This window comes from Paraburkholderia fungorum, assembly GCF_046027215.1.
Classification (GTDB): domain Bacteria; phylum Pseudomonadota; class Gammaproteobacteria; order Burkholderiales; family Burkholderiaceae; genus Paraburkholderia; species Paraburkholderia fungorum_D.
The window spans coordinates 160257-183783 of record NZ_JAQQEN010000002.1; the positions used below are offsets into that span (position 1 = coordinate 160257).

Annotated in this window: 15 protein-coding genes and 1 pseudogene; 8 read left to right on the forward strand and 8 right to left on the reverse strand. The window is 62.7% G+C overall.

Annotated features, from left to right (window positions below; genetic code table 11):
• Positions 1–5: 5 nt before the first annotated feature.
• The 4 genes from PQR27_RS21455 to PQR27_RS21470 all read left to right on the forward strand — a co-directional run bounded on the left by PQR27_RS21455 (position 6) and on the right by PQR27_RS21470 (position 8042).
• Positions 6–758: a DotU family type IV/VI secretion system protein gene (locus PQR27_RS21455; RefSeq protein WP_408525668.1), complete on the forward strand. Its 753-nt coding sequence runs from the start codon at positions 6–8 to the stop codon at positions 756–758.
• 37 nt (positions 759–795) lie between these two features.
• The gene (locus PQR27_RS21460) at positions 796–4980 is read left to right on the forward strand and encodes a type VI secretion protein IcmF/TssM N-terminal domain-containing protein (protein WP_408525669.1); all 4185 of its coding nucleotides are present in this window, start codon (positions 796–798) and stop codon (positions 4978–4980) included.
• Entirely contained in the window at positions 4977–6113 is a 1137-nt protein-coding gene (gene tssA, locus PQR27_RS21465) for a type VI secretion system protein TssA (protein ID WP_408525670.1), read from the forward strand. Before PQR27_RS21460 ends, tssA begins: the two co-directional genes overlap by 4 nt.
• Before the next feature lie 126 nt (positions 6114–6239).
• On the forward strand, positions 6240–8042 hold the full coding sequence (locus PQR27_RS21470) for a hypothetical protein (RefSeq protein WP_408525671.1): 1803 nt from the start codon (positions 6240–6242) through the stop codon (positions 8040–8042).
• A 126-nt stretch (positions 8043–8168) separates the two neighbouring features.
• Here the strand turns inward: PQR27_RS21470 and PQR27_RS21475 are convergent, their stop codons facing one another.
• The 4 genes from PQR27_RS21475 to PQR27_RS21490 form a co-directional block, all read right to left on the reverse strand.
• Positions 8169–11198, reverse strand: a complete 3030-nt coding sequence (locus PQR27_RS21475; RefSeq protein WP_408525672.1) for a putative bifunctional diguanylate cyclase/phosphodiesterase — start codon at positions 11196–11198, stop codon at positions 8169–8171.
• 204 nt (positions 11199–11402) lie between these two features.
• The gene (locus PQR27_RS21480; RefSeq protein WP_408525673.1) at positions 11403–12221 is read right to left on the reverse strand and encodes a hypothetical protein; all 819 of its coding nucleotides are present in this window, start codon (positions 12219–12221) and stop codon (positions 11403–11405) included.
• A gap of 333 nt (positions 12222–12554) precedes the next feature.
• Entirely contained in the window at positions 12555–12773 is a 219-nt protein-coding gene (locus PQR27_RS21485) for a DUF6566 family protein (protein WP_408525674.1), read from the reverse strand.
• The gene (locus PQR27_RS21490) at positions 12773–13129 is read right to left on the reverse strand and encodes a hypothetical protein (RefSeq protein ID WP_408525675.1); all 357 of its coding nucleotides are present in this window, start codon (positions 13127–13129) and stop codon (positions 12773–12775) included. The genes PQR27_RS21485 and PQR27_RS21490 overlap by 1 nt, the downstream gene beginning before the upstream one ends.
• 242 nt (positions 13130–13371) lie before the next feature.
• Here PQR27_RS21490 and PQR27_RS21495 point away from each other — a divergent pair.
• Positions 13372–13458: pseudogene (locus PQR27_RS21495) on the forward strand (toxin-antitoxin system HicB family antitoxin); the annotation flags it as partial.
• Positions 13459–13587: 129 nt separating this feature from the next.
• Here PQR27_RS21495 and PQR27_RS21500 read toward each other — a convergent pair.
• Positions 13588–14748, reverse strand: coding sequence for a porin (locus PQR27_RS21500; protein WP_408525676.1), 1161 nt, complete (start codon positions 14746–14748; stop codon positions 13588–13590).
• Positions 14749–15041: 293 nt separating this feature from the next.
• Between PQR27_RS21500 and PQR27_RS21505 the strand changes: the two genes are divergently transcribed.
• Positions 15042–15848, forward strand: coding sequence for a MetQ/NlpA family ABC transporter substrate-binding protein (locus PQR27_RS21505; protein ID WP_408525677.1), 807 nt, complete (start codon positions 15042–15044; stop codon positions 15846–15848).
• A gap of 91 nt (positions 15849–15939) precedes the next feature.
• On the opposite strand, the gene PQR27_RS21510 is transcribed toward PQR27_RS21505, so the two are convergent.
• On the reverse strand, positions 15940–17055 hold the full coding sequence (locus tag PQR27_RS21510; protein WP_408525678.1) for a succinylglutamate desuccinylase/aspartoacylase family protein: 1116 nt from the start codon (positions 17053–17055) through the stop codon (positions 15940–15942).
• Positions 17056–17313: 258 nt separating this feature from the next.
• Positions 17314–18096: an ABC transporter substrate-binding protein gene (locus tag PQR27_RS21515; protein ID WP_408525679.1), complete on the reverse strand. Its 783-nt coding sequence runs from the start codon at positions 18094–18096 to the stop codon at positions 17314–17316.
• Between the two features lie 666 nt (positions 18097–18762).
• On the opposite strand from PQR27_RS21515, the gene PQR27_RS21520 reads away from it, so the two are divergent.
• Both PQR27_RS21520 and PQR27_RS21525 read left to right on the forward strand, forming a co-directional pair.
• On the forward strand, positions 18763–19905 hold the full coding sequence (locus PQR27_RS21520; RefSeq protein WP_408525680.1) for an ABC transporter substrate-binding protein: 1143 nt from the start codon (positions 18763–18765) through the stop codon (positions 19903–19905).
• Positions 19905–21692, forward strand: coding sequence for a diguanylate cyclase domain-containing protein (locus PQR27_RS21525; RefSeq protein WP_408525681.1), 1788 nt, complete (start codon positions 19905–19907; stop codon positions 21690–21692). Before PQR27_RS21520 ends, PQR27_RS21525 begins: the two co-directional genes overlap by 1 nt.
• Before the next feature lie 687 nt (positions 21693–22379).
• Here the strand turns inward: PQR27_RS21525 and PQR27_RS21530 are convergent.
• Positions 22380–23513, reverse strand: coding sequence for an alpha-D-ribose 1-methylphosphonate 5-triphosphate diphosphatase (locus PQR27_RS21530; protein ID WP_408525682.1), 1134 nt, complete (start codon positions 23511–23513; stop codon positions 22380–22382).
• Positions 23514–23527: the final 14 nt, after the last annotated feature.

The following is a 23527-nucleotide window of genomic DNA, read 5'->3' on the forward strand; positions in this document are numbered from 1 at the left end:
CGGGCATGGCACGCAATCGAATTGAATCTGAAGAGAACGACCTGGTGATGACGCAGTTCCGCACCTTTCTCGACGAACTCGGGCGAGCGCAGAAGCGTTTCTCCGAAGCACCCGAAGCGGATGCGGAACTGGCCGCGCAAGGCATGAGCCGGCATCTGCTCAATCTGCTGGAAGTGCAAACCTTGCAATCGCACCGCGACAGCACGCGCTTCGACATGGAAAATCTCGCGGACGCGCGCTATCTGAAAGCGGTGCTCGCCGACGAGATCCTGCTCAACACGCCATGGACCGGCCGCGAACAGTGGACCGACTACCTGCTCGAATCGACGCTGTTTCGCACCAACGTGGCGGGCGATCTGGTGTTTCGCAAGATCGAGCAGTTGCTGTCCGATCGTGAACCGTCGCGCCGCGATATCGCGCGGATCTGCCTGTTCGCGCTCGCGATGGGTTTTCAGGGCCGCTTTCGCGGCGCGGACGGGGCCGCGCGGCTGCGCAGCTACCGCGAAGAACTGTACGAGTTCGTCTATCAACGGCGCGCGGATCTCGGCGGCCGCGACCGCGTGCTGGCGGACGCCGCCTATGGCAACACGATTTCGCACATCGCGCCGCGCAAGCTGCCGTCGGTGAGCCGCTGGACCGTGATCGGCCTGCTCGCGCTCGCCGCGTTGCTGGCGGTCTCCGAGATGCTCTGGTTGTGGCAATCGTGGCCGGTGCGCGCCGCGCTGCACGGCGACGCGGTCACGGGAGTGAGTTCATGACGCACGCGCATCGTTCGCTATCGGCAGGAGTGTGCTCATGCTGACCAGCAATCTTTTTCTATTGTCGCTCGCACTGCTGATCATCGTGGTGTGCGCGGTGCTCGGCGTGGTGGTGTATTTCGCGCTGCATGGCGCGCAGGCCAAGCCGCAAGCGGAGCGCAAGATCGTGCGTCTGCGTGCCGACTCATTGCGCCATGCGTTTCGCCAGGCGGTCGAGCTGGTGGAAGGCAATATCGCCTCGCGTGCTGAGCGCTACAACATTCCGTGGGTGCTGGTGCTCAATGAAGGCGACGATCCGCGCCCTTTGCCGATCGCGCAATCGGGCGTGGCGAGTGTGCTGAGCGCGGAAGCGGCGAGCCCGGCGGCGACGCAAGGCATCTCGTGGCAGTTCTTCGATCGCGGCATTGTCGTCGATATCAAGGCGGCCTATCTCGGCTCGCCGGATGAAGACGGCGACGAAAAGCCGTGGGACGAATTTCTCAGCCTGTGCCGCAACTACCGGCCGCAGCGGCCGTTCGATTCGGTCGTGATCACGGTGCCGGCGGCCATGCTGGTCGCCGACAACACCGACGCCCAGCTCGAACTCGTGCGCCACGCGAAGCTCGCGCATCGTCGCCTGTGGCTGGCGCAGAACCGCTTTGCGATGCGGTTCGCGGTGTATGTCGTGGTGACGGGTTGCGAAGCGCTGACCGGCTTCGCGAGTTTCGCCCGGGCTTTGCCGGAGCCATTGCGCGCGAGCATGCTCGGCTGGTCCTCGCCGTTCGATCTTTCGGTAACTTACCAGTCGGACTGGGTGGATACGGCACTGGGCAGCATCGAACGGGCGGTCTCCGACGCCACGGCCGAACTGTTCACGCTCGACACCGGCGATCTCGACGCACGCGAATGTCTGCTGCTGCCCGAGCGCATCGACGCAATGCGCGCGCAATTGCAGCTCTATATCGACGAATTGCTGCGCCCGAGCGCCTATCACGAGCCGTTTTTCTTCCGCGGCATTTATCTGACCGGCGACAGCAGCGAACTGGCGCAGCGCAGCGTCGCCGCGCCCGCGCTCGACTATCTGAATGGCGAGCGCGACGCCTACGGCCGTGGCGCGGAACCCGCGCTGGTCGGCTCGGACGCGGAGGATGAGGGCGGCACCGCGCTGGTGGTCGCACGCGACAAGGCTGTCGACGACGGCGCGCAGTCCTTCGACCGAGGCCACACCGTCAACGACCTGATGCTGCGGCCGGTCTTCCTGCGCGATCTGTTCGACAAGAAGATCTTCCTCGAATACGGCCTGACGCGTCCGTCGCGCTCGCAACATCTCACGCGTCCTGTGCTGCATCGCGCGTTGCGCTGGGGTGGCATCGTGCTGCTCGGCGGCTGGGGGCTCGGTCTGGTGGTGGCGACGGTTCAGCTGAGTCATCGCAATGCCGCGCTCGTCGCGGCGCTCGGCGAATTGAGCAAGGACGGGCAGGAGCGCGCGGCGGCCGAACAGGGCGGCGTGCAATTGCCCGCTGACTGGTACCGTCGCAAGGCGCTCGCGCTGATCGGCCTGAACGACCGGCTGCAAACCAGCACCGCATGGACGGTGTTCATGCCGGGCTCGTGGAGCATCGTCGACGATCTGAACGAGCGTGTGCGCGAACGCTTCGAGCGCGAGTTCGGCGGTATCGCAGTGACGGCGCTCGAGCGTGAAATGCTCGCGCATGTGAGCCAATTGGCCGGTGTCGCGCGCGATCCCGGCACGGGGCAACTGATTGTCGGCGACGATTGCGCGGCCCCGCAAACCCTCGGTGCGGACACGCCCGTGGCGGCGAGTCTGGCGCCGGAAGACCAGCCGGCGATGCGCGCATTGCAGCGTTACGTCGGCTCGGTGGATCAACTCGACGCCGCGTTGCAGGCCATGGAGCGTTTGCAGCAGCCTTCGGCGGAGAACGCCGATGCATTGCGGCTCGCCGTGCGCTACGCGTTCGGTGCCGAATTGCAAGGCAACGTCGCGGCGAGCCTGCCGTATTTCTATCGCAACGCGCGCCACGGCGGCGCGTATGCCGCCGACGGCACCGGCGGCATCAGCCTGCCCGTCGTGCAGCAGGCGCTGCGTTGTTCGTTCGACAAAGGCGCGCAACAGGTCGACGACGCGCTGTTCACGTCCAATCCGCTGCTCGCCGCCGAGCAATCGGTGAGTTCGCATCTGAACACGCTCTCCGTGGCGGACGCGGGCGCGGCGGATTTCGCCAAGGTCACCGGCAATTACCGCGCGATCGCCGCCGGCATCGGTACGGAGCAGGATCTGCTCGCTGCCGGCAAGGGCGCATGGATGAGGCAGACGCAGTTCGCGCCAGGCTCGGTCTACGAGCGCACGTTTGCGCGCGCGGCGCAGAACCGGCTGCTCGGCCCGGACCTCGTCGGCCGTACGCGCGAGCGCTCGGCCAGCGGCTTCCAGGCGTTCCGAAGCCAGCTGGCGTTGAGCTTCGGCGGCCCGGACAGCGGCATCGTGTGGGCCGACAAAGGCGCGCGCTACGAAGTCGCGCCCGAGCGCATCGCCCTGCGCGACGGGCTCACCAAGCTGCTCAACCAGCCGTTCATGGTCGCGCCGCGCGGTCTGAATCTGCCGCAGGTGCCGGACGGTTCGATCGTCGCGTGGGATCGCGCGCAGCTCGACCAGGCGCTGGCGCTTGGCGACGTGCGCAAGCGTTTCCTCGGCGACGGTCTGGCGAGCCTGCCTGAGGCGGTGCAGCCGGCCGTCGAGCAGGCGCTCGACGTGCAGTTCGCGCGACTGATCTCGGATCAGGTCGCCGCGGCCGCCACCGTGGCGCCCGCGCAGGGCGAAGGCGACAGTGCCGCGTTCGACGCCGCGCGCCTGCGGCTCGTGAAGATTCGCGCGGCGCTCGCGGACATGGGCGCGAGCGCGCAGCTCGATGACCTGGACACGCTGGTGTCGCGCGACGCGCTCGCGCATCTGCGTCTCGTCGACGATGCGTTGACGCGCTCGGAGCTGTATTCGACGCGGCCCGCGCCGCTCGCCGCGAACGGCGCGCGCACGACGATGCTGGCGGCGTTCGGCATCAACGACGCGGGCTCGCTTGGCGCCTATCTCGACCAGCAGGCGACGCGCGCCATCGCGCTCGGCCGCCAGGCCTCGGTGTATCTCGCGGCGCTCGGCCCGGGCGACGCCGGCTCGCCGCTCGCGATGCGCTGGCAGGCGATTGTCCGCGACCTCGACCGATATCAGTTGAAGAACCCGAACAGCAGCCTGTTCGCGCTCGAGCAGTTCGTGCAGACGGTGGCGGCCGATCCTGGCGCGGGCGACTGTCTGGGCCGGTTCCCATCGCGCCCGTCCGGGCTCGCGGCCGGCGATTACTTCAGCACGCTGCATGCGCGTTTGTACGATGCGCTGCTCACGCGCTGCGGCCAGGGCTATGTCGCGGATCTGAACCAGCAATGGGCCGGCTTTGCCAGCGCGTTCAATCAGGGCGTGGGCGGACATCCGCCATTCGGCGTGCCGGCACGCGGCAACGCGGTCGACGTGAACACCGCCGACTTCGCCGAAGTAGGCCAGGCGCTGCGCCATTACGAGCGGGTCTCGCATGTGTTCCAGCAGGCGCGCAACGGCGCGGGCGAACGGGTCATGGGCGGCAACACGCCGATCCGCCAGTTCGTCGACAACTTCGACCAGGTCGACGCCTTGCTCTCGCCCTTATATCCGGCCACCGACGGCGCGCCGGCGGGGCTCGACGTCAGCATCGATTTCCGCGCCAACCGCAGCAACGAAATCGCGGCGAATCAGGTGATCGACTGGACCCTGAAGGTGGGCGACCAGAGCGTCTCCCTGCATGACGCGCAGCATCCGCTGCATTGGGAATACGGCATGCCGGTCTCGCTCTCGCTGCGCTTCGCGAAGGATTCGCCGTTGCAGGCGGCCGGCGATCCGCAGCAGCGCGCCTATTCGACCGACGGCCGCACGCTGAGCTGGCAGTTCAGCGACCCGTGGGCGCTGATGTCCTTCATCGGCCGGCAGCGGATGGCCGATGCGGGTGCCCGCGGCGGCAACACCTCGCAACTGCTGAAGTTCGAGTTTCCGCTCGGCGTCGTGAATGTCGCCGACGAAGCGCTGCTGCCGAAGCAGTCGCGCGGCCAGGTTTTCGTGCGGATGGTGCTGAGCCCGACGGGCAAGAAAACCGCGCTGCCGTGGCCCGCCAGTTTCCCGACCCGTGCGCCTGACTGGACCTCGCTATGAACGCACCGCTTTCGTTGGATCGCGCGCCGGCGCTCGCCGGCATCGACGCCTTGCTCGTGCCGCTCGAGCACGGCGACGGCGTGGGCACGTCGCTGCGCAACGATCCCGTCTACCAGCAGATCCGCGACGCGCGGCGCCAGGACGATCCCTCGTTGCCGATGCGCGAGTGGGAGCGCCCGCTCACCAAAGCCGACTGGAAAACCGTCGTGACGCTCGCGGACGACGCGTTGCGCACGCGCAGCAAGGATTTTCAGCTCGCAGCGTGGCTGTGCGAAGCGTGGACCCATCAACGCCGCCTGGATGGTTTCGTGGACGGCATGCGGCTCCTGCATGCGCTTGCCGGGCAGTTCTGGGAGCACGCTTATCCGCAGCTCGAAGACGGCGATGCCGAGGCACGGGTGGCGCCGTTCGTGTGGATCAATCACACGCTTGCGCTGGTGTTGAGGCTGCAGATTCCGCTGTTGAGCCTGAGCGTCGAACCGTCGTCGATCAATCTGGACGACTGGTCGCGTATCACGGGGCGTGCTTCGGAGCGCGACGACGACGGTCTGACGCGCGAGTCTCTGGATGGCGAAGTCGGCAAAGGCAGCAACCTCGCCGATCTGCTGCAGCTCGAAGAGCGCGTGGGCGCGGCGCTCGATATCACCGCGACGCTGGAGCGCAGTCTCGACGAGCGCCTGGGTCAGGACGCCCCGGGTTTTTCGCGTGTCATGGAGGCACTGATGGACTTACAACGTGCGGCGCGGTCGCTGCGAGGCGATCGTCAAACCGGCTTGACCCAGTTCGGCGATGCCACGCAGGCGGATGAGACTCAACCGGTTCAGGACGTGGCCGACTTCGCCGATATGCAGCACGGCAATCAGCACGGCCCGCACGCGTTCGCTGACGAGGTTCGGCTCATGCCCACGGCGTCGGCCGGCACGCATGGACCGATCAGGGATCGCGCACATGCGTACCGGTTGTTGCAGGACGTCGCGGACTATCTGTCGAAGCACGAACCGCATAGCCCGACGCCTTATCTGCTGCGCCGCGCGGTGGCATGGGGCGGCATGCCCTTGCCCGATTTGCTGCGCGAGGTCGTCCAGCAGGAAGGCGATCTGAGCCGCTATCTCGCCATGCTGGGGCTGCCGTGAGCTTGAGCGGTTGAGCCACGCTCGCTTTGTCGTTCGCTTTGTCGTTCGATTGCCACCGGCCACGCTGCCGGTCGCGGACCGGTTTTCATTCATTTCATTCAATACGCCGTTCTTTCTGGAATTGTCATGCCGCATTCAAGAGAAGTCGCCACGCGATCGGCGAGGATGATGATGCACGATGCCTTCGAATCCGTCTCGAAGGCGCATTCAGGCCTCACGAAGCATTATCTGTCGAACAAGGCCAGAACCTTTCTTGCCACCTGGCAAACCGAAAGCCAGCTCAGTCTGGGCGCGAGCGTGGCCATTACGGTGAGCGTGGCGATTGCCGGCGTCGCGACCGGCGGCATTGCGATTCCGGTGCTGATCGGTATCGCGGCGGGGAGTTACGCGATCAAGAACGCCATCGAAAGTATCGGCGCGAACGAACGCCGTACGAACCGCAACTGGCTGCAACGATATCCGGCCGCGACCGCGGCAGCCGGCAAGGATCTCGGCGTATTCCTGACGGTCGAGGCGAGCGATTCATTGCGCCGGGCGGTCGATCACTTCAACGCGATGCGGACCATCGTCAGGGAAGTGGAGACCGCGGCGGTGCCGGAATTTATCAATTGCGAAGAAGCGATCAACTACGTCAAGGCGTTGTCGCGCTTCATTCACCATGGCGACAAGGTGCGCAACTACACGCTGCCCGTGCTCGACCTGCTGATTTTCTATCTCGGCGAATACAAGAAACTCACCGAGCAATGGGGCACGGCCGAAGCGAAGATCAGCACCGCCTTGCAAACCTGGTTCGAAAAACATGGCGAGCATAGCTGCTGCCCGGGCGGCGGCCGTCACGACGTGTGCTATGCGCCGTTCAGCGGCTTGCTGGTCAGACGTGGCGCGGCGGCGATGCCCGCGAGGCGGCACCCGGAGGCGACTTCCGCCATGCCGTCGGCGTTCGGTGCTGTCACCACGGCGCCCGGCTCGCCCGGCGCGGTGCAGATCAGCACCTTGCTCGACGGCATGATTGCGGCTCGCGAAAAAATTGTCGCGGGCATGCATGCCTCCAGTAGTGCGAGCTGGAACTACAGCGCGGATCGGCCCGTCATGACGCGCGCGCGGGCCGGCGGCGTGACGGTCGTCGACAACATGCACAGAAAGCGGCTTGATGCGCTGCTCGACACGGTGTGGCGGCAGGTTGACCGCCCGGGCTATTTCTCACGCGCGACACGGCGGGTCGGGCATTGGTACACCCGCAATACGGGCAGCGAGAAGGCCGGCGCATTGCTGAGCGAAATGCTCTCGGTGGGCTCGATCTTTCTGCCGTTCATCGGCGATGCGAGCGCCTTGACCAAGCTGGGCGCGAGCGCCGTTTCCGGCAGCGTCTCCACGGCGGTGCTGGCGGGCGACAAGATCGGCCTCAATCTGCTGAAGGGCGTAGACGGTATTCCGATCCGCTCCAGCCTGCTCGATCATGCCCTGGTGGACGCGCATGCCACGAGTGAGATTCGGGAAGCCGGCGCGGGGGTGGAGAAGCTGCTGCCCAAGCTGATGCTGCATTTCAAGAAGGCGGCGGAAGCCTTGAAGGCGCTCGACGAGTCGCCGCCCGAAATCAAGTCATGCAACGACGCCATGGCGCTGGCCACCAAGACTGCGGAAATCATCGCCCAGATGGAGAAGGTGAGCCGCTATGCCGGACCCTGCGTCGGTATCGTCGATGTGCTGTGCAGGCAGTGCTACGACTGGAGCGAAAAAGAAGCCGACCTGTGGCAGGCGATGGAAAACAGCGTCTCGGACTGGTTGCGCGAGGAAGACGGGCATCAGAACTGCCGGCACGCAGGCACCAAATGCTACGGCGCGAGACATCACCGCAGTGGCACCAACCTGTTCGGTCAGGGCGGCACGTGGACCCATCTCACGAATGACCCGCATAACCCGCTGACGTGAGCTGGTTGAGTTGAGGCGTGTGGGTCGGTTGACGGCGCTGTCCGCCTTCGGGTGGCGCATGTCAGTCGCGTCGCGTGAGAAAGCGGGCGATCGTGCTGCCTGAAGACATCGCGTTCCACTACATGGTTAATGCAAGGCTTGTGTTGATGTGCCGCTGAGCGAGGGTGACACGATGCGCGGCCCGATCAGCGCAAGAATTTCCGGGTCTTTGATGAAGTCGGCTGCCGAAGTTGCCGCGAGAATCACATCCGGCGACTGCGGGCGAGCAATGGCGAAACCTTGCACATAATCGACCCGCATTGCCAGCAAGACCTCCAGTGTTTGCGCGTTCTCAACCCACTCCGCGATGCTTTGCATCCCCAGGTTGCGCGCCAGCCCGATGATCGCTTCGACAATGGCGGCGTTCGCGGAAAGCTCCTGCATGTCCCGCACGAATCCGCCGTCGATTTTCAGCGCATCGGCGGGCAGATCCCTCAGGTACGGGAACGACGTGTAGCCGGCGCCGAAGTCGTCGAGTGCGACCTTTGCGCCGAGGCGCTGCAGGTTATCGACGAGGCGCCGGGTGTTGTCGAGATCGTGCAGCGCGACACCTTCCGTGATTTCGATGCACAGCATCGGCACAATGGCCCGGTACCGATGAAGCAACTCGCTCAGCTCGGCGACGAAATGTTCGTCATTCAACGATGCGCCGCTCACGTTGATTGAAATGAAGCGGGTGTGCGAGAGCTTCGCGCGATGCTGGTCGATCCAGCTCAGGGTGGTTTCCATCACCCATTTGTCGAGCGCGGAAATCGTGCCGTTGGCTTCCGCTGCGGCGATGGCCTTGGCCGGCGGGATGATCGTGCCGTCGGGCGCGCGCATGCGCAGCAGCACTTCGAAATCGAGCGCATCGTAAGGCGTTTTCAGCGACATGATCGGTTGCATCTCGAGGAACAGTCCGGCCAGCGGCAATTCCCCGTTGAACCGCTCGATCAGATTCAGATCGCGCGCGCGTTCGACGAACATCGGTGCGTCGCGCGTATAGACAACGATCCGCCCATTGCCGTTGAGTTTGGCTTCGCGGCAGGCGGCGTCGGCGGTGGAGATCGCTTCTTCCGCGCTGAACGCCGGTGGCGACTCGATGAGTCCAAGCGATGCGCGCACATGAAAGGCACGCCGGCCGATCCGGTAGGGTTCGCGGTCGATCACGTCGACGATCGTCTGCGAGATCGTCGCGGCCTGCTCGACCGGGGTCTTGCCGAACAGAATGACGAATTCGTCGCCGCCGATGCGGCACACGCAGTCGCTCGGGCGCAACTGCGATTCGATGCGCAGGCAGACCTGCTTCAATACCTCGTCGCCAATGTGATGGCCGAACAGATCGTTGATCAGCTTGAACCGGTCGAGATCCAGGTAGGCAATGACGAGCGACTGTGCCGAATCCGCCGCCGCGTTTTCGGTATCGCCGATGTTTTTATCGATCCCGCGTCTGTTCAACGCACCGGTCAAGGGATCGTGTTCCGCCAGAAAGCTCAGGGTGTTGAGCGCCTGGTGCCGCTCGGTGACGTCCTGGATGGAGCCTTCCAGCTGCGAGCTCGCGTAAGCGGCCTTGACCAGATAGTGCCGCCGTTTGTCGCCGCCGGATCGGGGCGCGGCGACCACGCCTTCGTACGCCGGCAGGCCGCCGGGCAGGGCGGACGGATCTGCTGCGCGGGCGTTGCTCTCGCGTGACAATTCGACTTCGACCGAGTCGGCGTTCAACGCCTGGTTATAGACCAGTTGCCAGCTGTCGGGGGCGAAATAGTCGTTCCAGTGGCGGCCTGCTTTCCCGCCTTCCATGTTCAGCATCGTTTCGAGCGCCGTGTTCCAGCGCACAAAGCTGCCGTCCGAGGCCAGTGTAAAAAGGCCCACCGGCGTGGCTTCGTAGGCGTGGCGCAATTCGGCCTGCACCCGCAATCGCTCGGCGCGCTCGGCGCGGATCTGCTCGGCGATCGCGAGCGCAGCCATCAGGCTGGACACGAGCGCCGCGGTGACGCTGTTGAGCGCCGGAAAGAATAAGTGCGTCTTGAACGCCGCGGAGGCGACCTCCGAGAGGCTCGCGAGGAGCGCCACGCCCATTGCCGCGCTGTACCAGAGCGCGGTTCTCGACGGCGCGATCGCCAGCAGGCGCGCGAGCGTGAACACCAGCACTGCGATCGCAAAACTGGCAATGCCCCACATCACGGGAAGATAGAGCGGCACCGGCAACAGGATGGCGGCCAGCAGCAGCAGGGGACCCAGGCAAAGCACCGTTTGAAACAGGCGCTGATAGCCGACTCGCAGCAGATCGTTTTTGAAGAGAGTCTGAAAGAGTGTGCAGGTCAATATGTAATAAACCGGCACGGTAATCTTGCGGATCAGCGAAATCCAGCCGAGCGGAATCGAATAGCCGAGCCATTGATCGTCCCAGCCCATCGAGATCGCGCCCAAGCGCAAATTGCCGAACAGCCATGCGGCGAAGAGCACGTAGACCCAGTCGCGATTGACGATCGCCGTGATCAACACGAAAGCGGCCAGCGTCACGAGGCCGCCCTCCAGCAAGCCGGAACGCCGATAGAACGTGTCGTTTCTTCGCTTGAGCTCGTCCAGTGATAGGTGCGACGCGCTGAGCACGGCGGGTCCGCTGAAGATCGCCCGGCAGATCACGCCTTGCGGCCGCTCGGTGACGAGCGCAATGCCGTTGCCTGAGCGGGTCATTTCACCGGAGGACGCGTGGGTCCTCGATACGCTGCCGATCGGCGTCCACGTGATTGCGTCGAAGCAGGTGATCTGCTGGATATGGCGGGACGGAAACAGCGTGGTGGTCGCGTTCGGCGCATCCGGCTGGAACGTATTGACTTCAAACCAGACTGGCGCCTCGCTCAGATGCGTGTCGTAGCGGGTCTGCAATGGCCGCGATCGAAGCGCGGCCGCAGCACTCTCCACGTCGAGGTGGCCGCCCGGATCGCTGAGGATGCGCATCGACAGGGGGATATCGCCCTCGGGCTCAGGTGTCGCAGCGGGGTACAGCAAGACGAACAACGACAGAATGCCGATGGCAACCGGCACGGCATAGTAGGAAAACAACAGCGAGAACGCGTCAATCGTCAGGGCCGAACGGCTCCAGATCCGATACCGCTTTCCTTCAAACCATTCCATGCCACATGCTCGTCAAAGTGAAGCCAGGTCATCTGTCCCGCCAGTGCGGCCGTGCATTGCGGCGGCGGGGTCTTGTAAAGCGTCGTCAGCGCGTGAAAGATGCTGACGACGCCTCATCTTCGTTTTACGGCAATTTAGCGCTCAACATGAGGCGGTTTTGTGTATTGATTTCGATACACGGGAACGACGACCGCCCCAGGAACCTTATGCAGGCAGGGCATCCGCGCTCCTTTGCATGGCGTTCGATGACCTCACGGGATCCCCGGCGGAACGCTCGGTTCTGCTCCAGTTCAGCGATGGCGCCGCGCTCAAATCGATATCCGGGTGCTGGGTCACCAGCATAAACTCATAGAGTGAATGCCGTGCCGCGCTCCAACGCTGCTCTGTGGTGCCGACTTCAAACGCCATGATACGGTGCGGGATGTTGGCTGCATGGGCGAGAGGGATAAACTCTTTCTCCCCGAAAACGTCCCGGAAAAGCAAAGCGGCGTACTGCCGGTCCAGCGGCGTGCGTGCTGCAATGGCCATCCAGTCGATCTCCTCACGTACGCAGTATAGATACAGCGCTTTGAACAGCCCCATTTTGACCATCCGGCCAGGCTCACCCGCCTCGACGCCTAGCCGCGTCGCACCGACCAGGCGGCCGCTCAGCCAGTCCGGCAGATCCAGCGACTGTTCGAGTGCCAGCGGACGGAAACAGTTGCTCTGGATCCGCATGGTGCCGACCGGACTTCGGTCGAGCTTGGACTCGGCGAGCAGCACCAGTCCGCCCGGATCGCGATCATACGGCTCTTCCTGATCCATCGTTCGTGCAAACTCCGGCACGTGCCGCAGATACGCCGCCTGCCGCATCTTGAGCGCGCGCGAAAGCGCCTCATCGTTATCGACTACACGCACCGTAAAGGGTAGTCGTGCTTCTTTTCTGCCCGGCAATGGTGCGCTGGTCCGGTGCGCCGCTGAGGGAATGGCAAACTTCTCTGCCTGATCGTCGGCGGTGCCTGGCGTGTGGTTCGTGTCTAGCATGGTAAAAACTCCCGATTGAACTGCCACCGGTTGGTGGCAGTAAGGGGAGCTTCGCACGGCTATTGACAGACGGTCTGTTGGGCGCCGGTCGCGCGCGGCAGCGGGGAGCGGTGAGGCACATCGTGCCGGTAAGAACATCCGCGCAATTCGCGTCGCGTAGACGAGTCCTGGCACAGCTAAGCAAGGCTTTTTCCGGCGCTGACGATATGACCGCTAAAAACGTCAATCGTGTGCGACCCCGGATGGCTTATGCGTATTCGTACGGACTGCGATGTAGACGATGGAGGCCGCTGATCGGACCCGGATGGGCGTCAGTTCACTTTATCGCAGCGGTCAACCGTGGCTATCGATCCATGCGCGGGCCCAATCCAGGCCGGCATGCTGCGCTTCCTCGTCAGTGTCGAAATAACCGACGATGCCTGATGCTTCGATTAGCGCGCCGGCCGAGGTGATCGTGCCGCTCGCTGCGTAACGCTCCGGCTGCAAAATATCTTCCTGCTGGAGGATGGCGTGCCCCCAGATCGTATACCCCTTGTAGGACTGCGATTCCATTAGCGCGTGACCTCGGCCACCATGCCACGGGAATTGACCCGCAGCACGTTGCCTTCGGGTGTGATCTGCCGTGGAATGTCTGAAGTGTCCGGCTCGTTTGCCGGCACAGCCCTTGGCGGGTTGCTTTGCTTCGCCATGAGTTTCGCCGCGGACGTTGGGACGTGCCGCGCATGCGTATGCACTTTTACCGCGTGGGGAATGACGTGGCGCGTCATTGCGGTATTGTGCGCAGCCCTGGTTTTGCGTGGCATCGTGGCGCGCGCCTCGGGGGGATTCCAGACCTCTGTATAGCCGCCAGTCGCAAACGCCGCCGGCGCAAACACTGCCATCAGTAACGCCAATCCAAATCTTTTCACGAGTTCTCCTTGATGGCCGGTTGTTTGGGCCACTCCTTACAACTCATGGCTTGTTACACGAAGTTCTGCCGTGAACGCCGCTATTTCAGGCATTGGACGGGCGATCTTGCGACCGCGTGCCGGCAGTGTGTTGCCTGCGGTTAAGCGTGCCAGTTTACTGTGATGGAATTGCGTGCGCCGCACTGTATAAATATACAGGTTTGTGGCGTGCCGTGTCCACGGAGAATTCAGAGTCCAGTGCGCCCGAGCAACATCGCGCGTTGGTAATGCAGGTGGCCGAGCAGGGCGTCAGCCTCAATCGGCTGGTCAGCATGAAACTCGCGGCATGAGCATCGGGCCTGGCAAAAGTATGTCGTGTAGCACCCGAACCCATTGCCCAAAAAGAAAAACGCCCCGCAGGGCGTTTTCCAGAACTGTCGGTTGGCAAGACGCTCGCGCGGTTCGCCGATAACACCCGATCAGAATTTGTGACGGATACCGACGCGGAATGCCAACTGGTTGTCCGCACCCACGCCCGACGTGTTGAAGTAGCTCGTGCTCGAACCAATTTGCGCTTGCAGCTTGTTGCCCGACGCGATCTGGTAGATACCCAGTGCGTAGACGTCCGTACGCTTGCTCAGCGCGTAGTCGACGCTCAGGTCGGCCTGGTTCCAGTGACCCGTATTGGCGTTGCTCAGATGCATGTACGTGTAACCCGCGCCGACCGTCAGTGCCGCCGTGAAAGCGTACTTCGCGCCTGCTTCGTACGCCGCGAACGTCGTTGCCGAGCTCGAGATCGCCTCGAGGCGCGTGTTCGTGTACAGCGCCCACAGCGTTGCAGCGCCGATTGCGTAACGGCCGCCAACGCCGTACGTGCGCAGATCGCGGATCTGGCCAGTGCCAGTCGCCGGGAAAGTCACGTTGGCGAGCGAGGTCGAGAACGCCGGCACTGCCTGACCCGGATAGTGGATGTCCGTGTACGCTGCGCCCAGGCCGAACGGGCCGTTTGCGTAGTTCACGCCAAAGCTGTATGCGCGCGACGAGCCGCCCGTGGGTGCTGCAGCCGTACCCGGCGTGCCGCCAAAGCCACCGGCCTGGTTCGAGAAGCCATACATCGCGCCGAAAGTCAGGCCCGAGAAGTTCGCGCTGCTGAACTTGACCGAGTTGTTGATACGGCTCGACGTCAGTTGATCGACGTCGTTGATGTGGTAAGCGTAGTTACCCGCGACGGTTTGGCCGCCGGTCGAGTAGTTGCCGCCCAGGTAATCCGTCGAGAACGAATACTGGCGACCGAACGTCAGCGCGCCGACGTTGTTCTGCGAGAGACCGACATAAGCCTGACGGCCGAACAGCGCGCCGCCCTGGCCGAGTGCGCCGGTGCCGCTGTTAAAGCCGCTTTCCAGCACGAACAGCGCCTTCAGGCCACCGCCCAGATCTTCGGTGCCGCGCAGGCCCCAACGGCTGCCTTGCGCCACGCCGTCGTCGTACTTGACGAGGTTGTCGTGGCCCGTAGCGGTTTTCGAGTTGTTCACGTAGCTGATGCCGGCATCGATGATCCCGTACAGCGTGACACTGCTTTGTGCGTGTGCGGCGCTGGCGAATACGGCGAGAGTAGCGGCGGCAAATACTTTCTTGTTCAAGACTTTCTCCGATAAAAATAAGCGATCGCTGCCCCGCTCTTTGGCAAGGTCGTGCGATGGCCCGCAATTTAAGGGAACGCAGAGTAAGGTATGTGACAGCTTTGCCTATTTTCGTAATCTGTCGTGTCAGCGCCACACTCACATAGTTTCTCGAACGAAAATCGAGCAGGACCTGCGCGCATAAGCTTTTTCCAGATCGCGCATATAAGCGTGTGAGAAACGATTGGTTTTCCGGCGCACGAGGCGCATGCGACGATGCGCGCCTGTCAATCGAAAACGCTACGGGGAAACGCATGCAACGCCGGACAATCATCCAGAATCTGCTCGCTATGGCCGCTATTTCGCTCACGGCGAGCTTTGCGCACGCAGACGACAAACAACTCAGGATCGGCACGATGAGCGGTCCGGACGCGCAGATCTGGTCGGTCGTGACGAAGGTGGCCGCGCGTGAAGGGCTGAACGTTAAGGTCATCGAGTTCAACGACTACGTGCAGCCGAACGCGGCACTGGACGCGGGCGATCTCGACGCCAACGGTTTCCAGCACCAGCCGTTTCTCGATAGCCAGATCAAGCAGCGCGGCTACAAGATCGTCAACGTCGGGCTGACCTATGTTTCGCCGATGGGTTTCTATTCGAAAAAACTCAAGTCGCTCAAGGACTTGCCGGAAGGCGCGAAGGTCGGCATCCAGAACGATCCCTCCAACGGCAACCGCGCGCTGCTGCTGTTGCAGAAGTTCGGCGTGATCCGGTTGAAGCCGGGCGTCGGCGTGAACGGCGTCAACGCGACGCCGCTAGACGTGGTCGACAATCCGAAGAAAATCAAACTGGTGGAGCTCGATGCCGCGCAATTGCCGCGTGCGTTGGGCGACCTCGACGCCGCGTCGATCAATACCGACTACGCGGTCAAGGCCGGTCTGCAGCCGACTAGAGACGCGATCGCGATCGAAGACCTGAAAGGCCCGTACGCGAATCTGATCGCCGTGCGCGCGCAGGATCGCAACCAGCCGTGGGTCAAAAAGCTGGTCGCGGCGTACGAATCGGATGAGGTGCGCCAGTACATCGACACGCAGTTCAAAGGCGCGATCATTCCCGCGTTCTGAGTTGCGCTGCGCATCGAAGCGCGTAAACGGAAGCGCATAAACGCAAATCGCCCGTTTGATAACGGGCGATTTGCCTGGTAGCGAAAAAAGCTTAATTGCTCAACAGCGAACCGCTTCTGAATGCCTTCGCGCCGGCAATACGCGCGAACTCGATGCCGGCTGTCGCAAAGCGCGTCAGATGCCGGGCGTACAGCACGCCGGCCACGCTGCTCTTGAGCGTCACGACGCGATCGCTCAACGGATCGACGATATCGGCAATCTCATGGCCCACGTCGACCCAGGTGCCGACTTCGCAGCGATACACCAGCACGCCGCTGATCGGCGCGACGATCGGTTCTGCACCGGCCAGCGGCGTTGCGGCGAATTCGAGCGCCGGCAGCGGGGCGGGCGTGCCCTCGATCACACCGCGCGCGGTCAGGTATTCGATGATCGCCTGGGCGTCGTGCTCGGCGTAGTCGTACGAGACTTCGCGCTGGCCGCGCAGTTCGATCGTGACCGAGATCGAGCCGTTCGGAATCGGGAAACGGTCGCCGAAACGGCCGCGCAGATCCGACCAGCAGAAGCTGTGGATTTCGTCGAACGGATTGCCCACCGAGTTCAGCGCCAGCAGCGAGGCCTTGGCGTCCAGATAGCATGCGAGCGGCTCGACTTCCGGCCACAGGTCGGGGTTCGTGTAGAGGTGCATCGCGGCTTCCCAGTCGCAGTGCAGATCGAGCACGACATCGGCGTCGTACGAGAGCTTTTGCAGCGCCAGACGTTGCGATTCGAGTTCGGTTTGCGGCGTTTGCGCGTTGAGTGCCTCGCGCATCGCCGCGCGGATCGCCGTGCGATTGGCGTCGATGTCGCCGCTCAGGCGCGCCTCGATACCCGGCTGCACCAGCGCTGACAGGTCGTAGAAATTGCGGTTGAAATTCTGCGCGGTGTTGGTCTCGAAGCGGCCGGTCAGATGGCCGAGAAAGTGCTGGTTCAGGCCGATCGGATTGGCCACCGGCACGATCACGACTTCGCCGCGCATCTTGCCGGCGGCCTCCAGCGCGGCGAGCTTGCGGCGCAGCGCCCATGACACCAGCATGCCGGGCAACTCGTCGGCATGCAGGGACGACTGGATATAAATCTTCTGCGCGCCGCCGGGACCGTAGTGAAAACTCGTCAGGTTACGGGCGGTGCCGAGCGTCGGGGCAATCAGCGGATGGGTTTGGGTTTGCATGGTTTTCAAATCCGCGGGCATGTGGGGCGTGCCGCGCTATGTCGTTGATTTCAGGAGAAAAGGGGGCTTCCAGGTCAGTCAGTGGCGGCCGGCTTGCGGCGCCTCGATCGCACGATCTTAGCCGATATGGTGCGACACGTGGTTTTATGCGGCGTCGTGTGGATAGCCAAGGGCCGTGCAAAACGAAACGGGCCCCGCGTGTGGCGGAGCCCGTTCCTTTTCAACCGGCGAGCGCGTCGTCAGACGCGCGTGGCTGGCTTAGCCGCCGTACACGTCGAAGTCGAAGTACTTCTTCTCGAGCTTCTTGTACGTACCGTCCTTGATGATGTCGGCGATGGCCTTGTCGATCTTCGCCTTCAGATCGGCGTCGTCCTTGCGCATGCCGATGCCGGCGCCGTTGCCGAGGATCTTCGGATCGTCGATGTTCTTGCCGACGAACTCGAAGCCCGCGCCGCGCGGCGTCTTCAGGAAGCCGATTTCAGCTTGCACGGCGTCTTGCAGCGCGCCGTCCAGACGACCCGACAGCAAGTCGGCGTAGACCTGGTCCTGGTTCTGATACGGCACAACCTTCGTGCCCTTCGCTTCCCAGTACGTCTTCGCGTAGGTTTCCTGGATCGTGCCTTGTTCCACACCAACCGTCTTGCCCTTGAGCGAATCGGCCGTCGGCAGGATGCCCGAACCCTTCTTCGCGACGAGGCGCGTCGGCGTGTTGAACAGCTTCGACGAGAAGGCGATCTGCTCAGCGCGTTGCGGCGTCATGGACATCGACGACAGCACGCCGTCGAACTTCTTCGCCTTCAGTGCCGGGATCATGCCGTCGAAATCGTTTTCGACCCACACGCATTTTGCCTTCAGGCGTGTGCAGATTTCATTGCCGAGGTCGATATCGAAGCCAACGAGCTTGCCGTCCGAGCCCTTCGACTCAAACGGGGGATAGCTGGCGTCAACGCCGAAACGGATGGTCGACCAATCTTTCGCGTGTGCGCCAATCGAGACGGTGGCAAGCAGAGCAACCGTCAAAGCCGCTAGCAGTTTTTTCACTGTTTAACTCCTCGGTGTGGTTCAAATACTCCCGCGTGCGGTCGTGCCGCTGCGGGACGCCCGGCGCGACTCACGACCGGGCTTGGGTTGAAGCTGCCGACCGGGGCGGCCAGCAGCGCGCGCCAAGCTTATCAGGTCAAAAAGATTGGGTAGCTAGTGAAACACCGGATGGCGCGCAGGGATAGCTTTTAACGCTGGAATATGGTTGAGATCGCGCAGCGCTATTGATGTGTATTACATCGGTAGCGGAATGCTGATTATTGTGTAAAGACGCTGTAATGAAGTTGCCTAATGGAAGCCTGGTGGAAGTTGCCTGATGAGCGTCGGGACGGGAAGCAGGAACGGGACATCATGGCGTTTCGATTGTGCCTCCCGTTTAGAGGCACGGCTCGATTATCTGTCCGGTTAGTTCAAGTTTTCGCCATGCCGGCCGTTATATACAGATGAGCGCGTCTGGCGCGTCAACCGGTAGCCGGTTTCTATCGACTTAGGCGATGCCCATCCAAAAACGCCCCTTCCGGCGCTATCATCAACGCGCCGCGCGCGAGGCGCGCAAGCTTGATCTGTCTGAACAAAGTCACTGAGCACGACAGTCGCGGGGCCGCCACGCGTCTGTCGCCGCTCGTCGTAACGGCTTCCTGCCCAAGCGGTGTTGAGTGTATGCGGATGATTTCGAGGACAGATGAACCGGGTGGTGGCAGTCCATGGCGCCGTACGCGCGCTGCAAATGGAGCGCTGCGCCTGAGTGCGTCGCGCAGGGGCGCGTGGCAGCGCTTTGTGACACTGCTGCTGAGTGCCGTGTTCTGCTGTAGCCTGTTCCCGGCCACGTCGGCGGTGGCGGCTGAAAAAGTCCTGCGTGTGCTGGCGTGGCCAGGTTACGCGGATAGCGACGTGGTGAAGACGTTCGAAACCCGCTACAAGGTCAAGGTCGAAGTCACGCTGGTCGATTCCGACGAGGCGCTGTGGAACCAGATGCATGCGAGAGGCGTGCCGCCGTTCGACGTGCTCGCGGCCAACACCGCTGAAATCCAGCGCTATACCCGCGCCAATCTGCTCGCGCCGCTCGATCTGGCGAGACTGCCGAATACGAAAAGGCAATTGCCGCGTTTTCAGGCGCGCTCCTCGATCGAAGGGCTGACGGCAGCCGGCAACGTGTATGCGATTCCATTCACGTATTCGTCGATGGGACTGATCTATGACCGCAAGCAGATCGCCGTTGCGCCGCGCTCGATGCGCGAATTGTGGAATCCGCGTTACCGCGGCAAGGTGCTCGACTTCAATAGCGCCCAGCACAACTTCTCGTTCACGGCACTGGCGCTGGGCTACCCTCATCCCTTCCAGCTCGATGCCGTGCAGATGCGCCAGATTGCTCGCAAGCTGGTCGATCTGCGCCGCAACCTGCTTACGTATTACACGCTGCCGGAAGAGGCGACCGCATTCTTTATCCAGCATAACGTTGCCTTGATGTTCGGCAACTATGGCACCCAGCAGGTCGCCTTGCTGCGCCGCGCCGGCGCGGATGTCGGCTACGTGATCCCCGATGAAGGCGTGCTCGCATGGCTGGACTGCTGGTCGATGACGCGCGCAACGGCCGACCCGGCGCTCGCACTCGCGTGGATCAATTACATGCTCGAACCGGAGGTCAGCGAATTGTTGACGCAACGCCAGGGACTCGCCAATACGTTGACGGCGCCGGCGGAGAACAGCGATAACGGGCACATCGTGTGGATCGGTCCAGTGGAAGATATTCAGCGACGCGAGGACCTGTGGAACAGAATCGTGTCGGGAGACCGATCGGAGCGTTTTTGATGATACGCCCAGGCTTGACGGTCAAATTGTCGGTCCTGCTTGCGTGCATCGGCGTGCTTGCATCCGGCGCGACCGGTTATTACGCGTATCGCGCCAACCGCGCGATGCTGGTGAACGAAGCCGAACGCAGCCTGCTGACGTCGACGGAACTGTTGGGCCAACGCTTTTCCGTGGCGATCGACGATGTCGGCGCCGATGCGCAGGTGCTTGCCAGCATGCCGTCGTCGGCTGCGATTGTGCAATCGGATGACGGTCTTGACGCCAATCCCGCGCGCGAACAGCTGGCACAGGTGTACTCCAGCTTCATGATTCATCATCCCGAGTTTCTGCAGATCCGTTTGATCACCCGTCAGCATCACGGGCTCGAACTGATCCGTTTCGACCGCGACGCCGACGGTCTCGCGCGAGTCCAGGGAGACGGCTTGCAGGAAAAAGGCCAGTTCTCGTACGTGTTCGATACGCTGACGTTTTCGCCGGGCCGCATCTACACGTCGCCGATCCTGGTCAATCACGAGTACGGCGCGCATTCGGCCGAGGGCATGCCGACGCTGCGGCTCGGCACACCGGTGGCGACCGCGAGCGGGGCGGTGGTGGGCGTGGTTGTCATCGACATCGATCTGGCCGGGTTGCTCAAACGTCTGCAGAGCGATTTGCCGAGCGACTACCAGGTGTATCTGGCCAACGAGTGGGGCGATTTTCTGGTTCATCCGGATGCGTCGAAAACGTTCGGCTTCGACAGGGGCCGCCGCGTTTTCATGCAGGACAGCTTCTCTGCCACCCGGCCGCTCTTCGAGCAGTCACAAAGCGAAGTACTGCTGGACGGTATTGCACGGCCGAGGCAGGCGGCCGGTCAGGTGCTCGCTTTTGTGCGCAGACCCTTCGGCGCGTCCGAGGGCAACCGCTTTATCGTGCTGGGCCTTGCCAAGCCGCTCGACGACGTGTTGTCCGGCGCCAATCTGCTGGGCATCAGTATCGTCCGCATGGTGCTGATCTTCAGCGCGCTGGCGCTCCTTCTTGCCGTTCTGTTTGCCCGTGCGCTGACCAAGCCGCTGCACAGCCTCGCGCACGCGGCGACGCATCTGTTCGCCGAGCATACGATGGAGCCGCTGCCGCTCAAACGCACCGATGAGATCGGCGTGCTGGCGCGCTGTTTCGACCGTCTGCGTCGCGAGATCAAATCGCAAATGGATGTGCTGCATAACAAGCAGGATGAACTCGTTCATCTTGCCTCGCACGATATGCTGACCGGTCTGCCGAACCGCATGTTGTTCATGCAGAAACTCGAGACCGCGATTGTGGACGCGACGCGGCGTGAGGAGCGGCTTGCCGTGCTATTCGTCGATCTCGACCGATTCAAGCAGATCAACGACCAGTTCGGACATTCCGTCGGCGACAAGGTGCTGGTTGCGGTGGCGCTCCGCCTGAAGCAGGTATTGTGTTCCGCGGACGTGGTGGCGCGGCTTGGCGGCGATGAGTTCATCGTATTGATTGAAGGACCGCGGTCGGCGGAGGCTGCGCCGGGGATCGCTTCGCGGATTATGGGCACGCTGAATGATGAACTGGTCGTGGATGGGCAGCCCATGACTGTCGGCGCCAGTATTGGCATTAGTCAGTTTCCCGCTGATGGGACTACGGCGGAGGAGTTGCTGCTCAACGCTGATGCCGCTATGTATGCAGCTAAGTCCGGTGAACGCTGCGGGTACTTGCGATACCAGGATTTGGTTGATGCCGCTGGGCAGCGGGAGAGGGCGCCCGCGGAAGGGCGGGAGGCTGAGCCGACTGCTTAAGGAGTTGTGGGTTTTGCTTCTTTTATGCCTTTGGCGGCGGCATTTCCTTGTTCTTGCCTCTTTGGCCTCTCCTTGTGTTCTTACTGGTTTATTAGTGTTCCCCCTGTGCGGGGGGGCACCTACTTTTCTTTGCCGGCCGCAAAGAAAAGTAGGCAAAAGAAAGCGGCTCAAACCGCCAACATTTAAGTGGGTCCCCTGGCTTGGAGGGGCCGGTGGTGCGATTAACGGATCACACCGCGGTCCATTAGCGCCAGTGACACAGCCGTCATCCGCTCCCACTCCGCACTGCGTGCGTCGCGGATGGGTCCACTAGGGAAACCAGGGGCTTTGTTTGTGTTTGTGGGGGCCATCGGCTTCGCCTCGGCGAGGCGCCGAAACACACCAGTGGTTTGATGAAGTACCGCCCCGGCGCGCGCAGCGCCGCCGGAAGCATGACGGCCTGGTCACTCCGGCCAGAAGGTGCGCAGGCTCAATCTCTACGGAGCCACGACACCCTCCAAGCCAGGGGACCCGCTTAAAAATTAGCGGTTGGAGCCGCTTTCTTTTGCCTACTTTTCTTTGCGGCAGGCAAAGAAAAGTAGGTGCCCCCCGCACAGGGGGAACGCTAATAAACCAAAAGCAAAAGAACCAACCAAACGCCGTAGGCATACAGAGAAAACAACCTCACCGCCACAGCGTCCCTTAACATCAAACAATCCGCGCACCAGCGCGATAAGTAGCCCGTGGTACGGGCAAAGTATCGAGCATAGTCACCCGCACGAAATCGGCTCGCAAGCCAGCTTCAATCGCGCCACGATCATGCAAACCCGCAGTCCGCGCCGGCTCAGCAGAGACGGTCCGCATCGCCTGCGGCAAACTCCAACCTGCCTTCTCGACCAGCTCAAACACCGCCGTCAGCAAACTCGACGGCACATAATCCGATGACAGGATATCGAGCAACCCGGCTCTCGCCAGTTCGAGCGCTGACACATTGCCCGAATGTGAACCGCCACGCACGATATTCGGCGCACCCATGATGGTCGAAATGCCATGCTCTCGCGCGGCCTCGGCGGCGATACGGGTAGTCGGGAATTCGGCCAGCACGATACCTTCCGCCTTGGCCTGTTCGACGTGCTCAATCAGCGTGTCGTCATGACTCGCAACCGGAATACCGAGCCGCTTGCAACGCGTGACGATCTCGTGGCGATGGGCATCCGCGTAACGTTCCTGTTCGACCGACAGTTCGACAAGCGCGGTGGCCACATGCTCGTCGCTCAGCTTGCCATTGCGTTCCTGAAAGCGCCGCCATTGCTCGCGATCGTGCCACTGACGCTGGCCGGGTGTGTGATCCATCACCGAGGCGAGCCGCAGCAATGGATGCGCGCACAACGTATCGAATATTTCCACCACGTCGGCGGTGGCGATTTCGCAGCGCAGATGCAGAAAATGCTCCGCGCGTAGCAGTTTGCGCTCGGAAAAACGCGTCAACGCCTCGGCACATTGCGTTTGCTGATCGCGGCCGCGCAGGCCCGCATTCGTGCGCGAGCCAATGGCAAGGGCGTCGAACACCGTGGTGATGCCGGCCGCGGCCACCTGCGCGTCGTGGATCACGAAGGCGGCATCGGTATTCCATTGCACGCCCGGACGCGGCGCGAGATGTTTCTCGAGGTTGTCCGTGTGCAGTTCGATCAGACCGGGCAACAGATAGTCGCCCTCCCAATCTTCCGCTTCGCGCGCCGAGGTCGTGCCGCGCTCCAGCTCGTGAATCATGCCGTTCACGATGCGTACCACGCCGGTAAATACTTCATCTCGCGTCACGATGCGAGCGTTCCTGATCAACATCGACTTGCTCCGTA

Bases quoted from the DNA above. Each gene is read 5' to 3' on its own strand.
- PQR27_RS21520 (WP_408525680.1), top strand. From the start codon at position 18,763: ATGATTTCGAGGACAGATGAACCGGGTGGTGGCAGTCCATGGCGCCGT.
- PQR27_RS21485 (WP_408525674.1), bottom strand. From the start codon at position 12,773: ATGGAATCGCAGTCCTACAAGGGGTATACGATCTGGGGGCACGCCATC.
- PQR27_RS21460 (WP_408525669.1), top strand. From the start codon at position 796: ATGCTGACCAGCAATCTTTTTCTATTGTCGCTCGCACTGCTGATCATC.
- PQR27_RS21480 (WP_408525673.1), bottom strand. From the start codon at position 12,221: ATGCTAGACACGAACCACACGCCAGGCACCGCCGACGATCAGGCAGAG.
- tssA (WP_408525670.1), top strand. From the start codon at position 4,977: ATGAACGCACCGCTTTCGTTGGATCGCGCGCCGGCGCTCGCCGGCATC.
- PQR27_RS21470 (WP_408525671.1), top strand. From the start codon at position 6,240: ATGCCGCATTCAAGAGAAGTCGCCACGCGATCGGCGAGGATGATGATG.
- PQR27_RS21530 (WP_408525682.1), bottom strand. From the start codon at position 23,513: ATGTTGATCAGGAACGCTCGCATCGTGACGCGAGATGAAGTATTTACC.
- PQR27_RS21525 (WP_408525681.1), top strand. From the start codon at position 19,905: ATGATACGCCCAGGCTTGACGGTCAAATTGTCGGTCCTGCTTGCGTGC.
- PQR27_RS21505 (WP_408525677.1), top strand. From the start codon at position 15,042: ATGCAACGCCGGACAATCATCCAGAATCTGCTCGCTATGGCCGCTATT.
- PQR27_RS21475 (WP_408525672.1), bottom strand. From the start codon at position 11,198: ATGGAATGGTTTGAAGGAAAGCGGTATCGGATCTGGAGCCGTTCGGCC.
- PQR27_RS21455 (WP_408525668.1), top strand. From the start codon at position 6: ATGGCACGCAATCGAATTGAATCTGAAGAGAACGACCTGGTGATGACG.
- PQR27_RS21510 (WP_408525678.1), bottom strand. From the start codon at position 17,055: ATGCAAACCCAAACCCATCCGCTGATTGCCCCGACGCTCGGCACCGCC.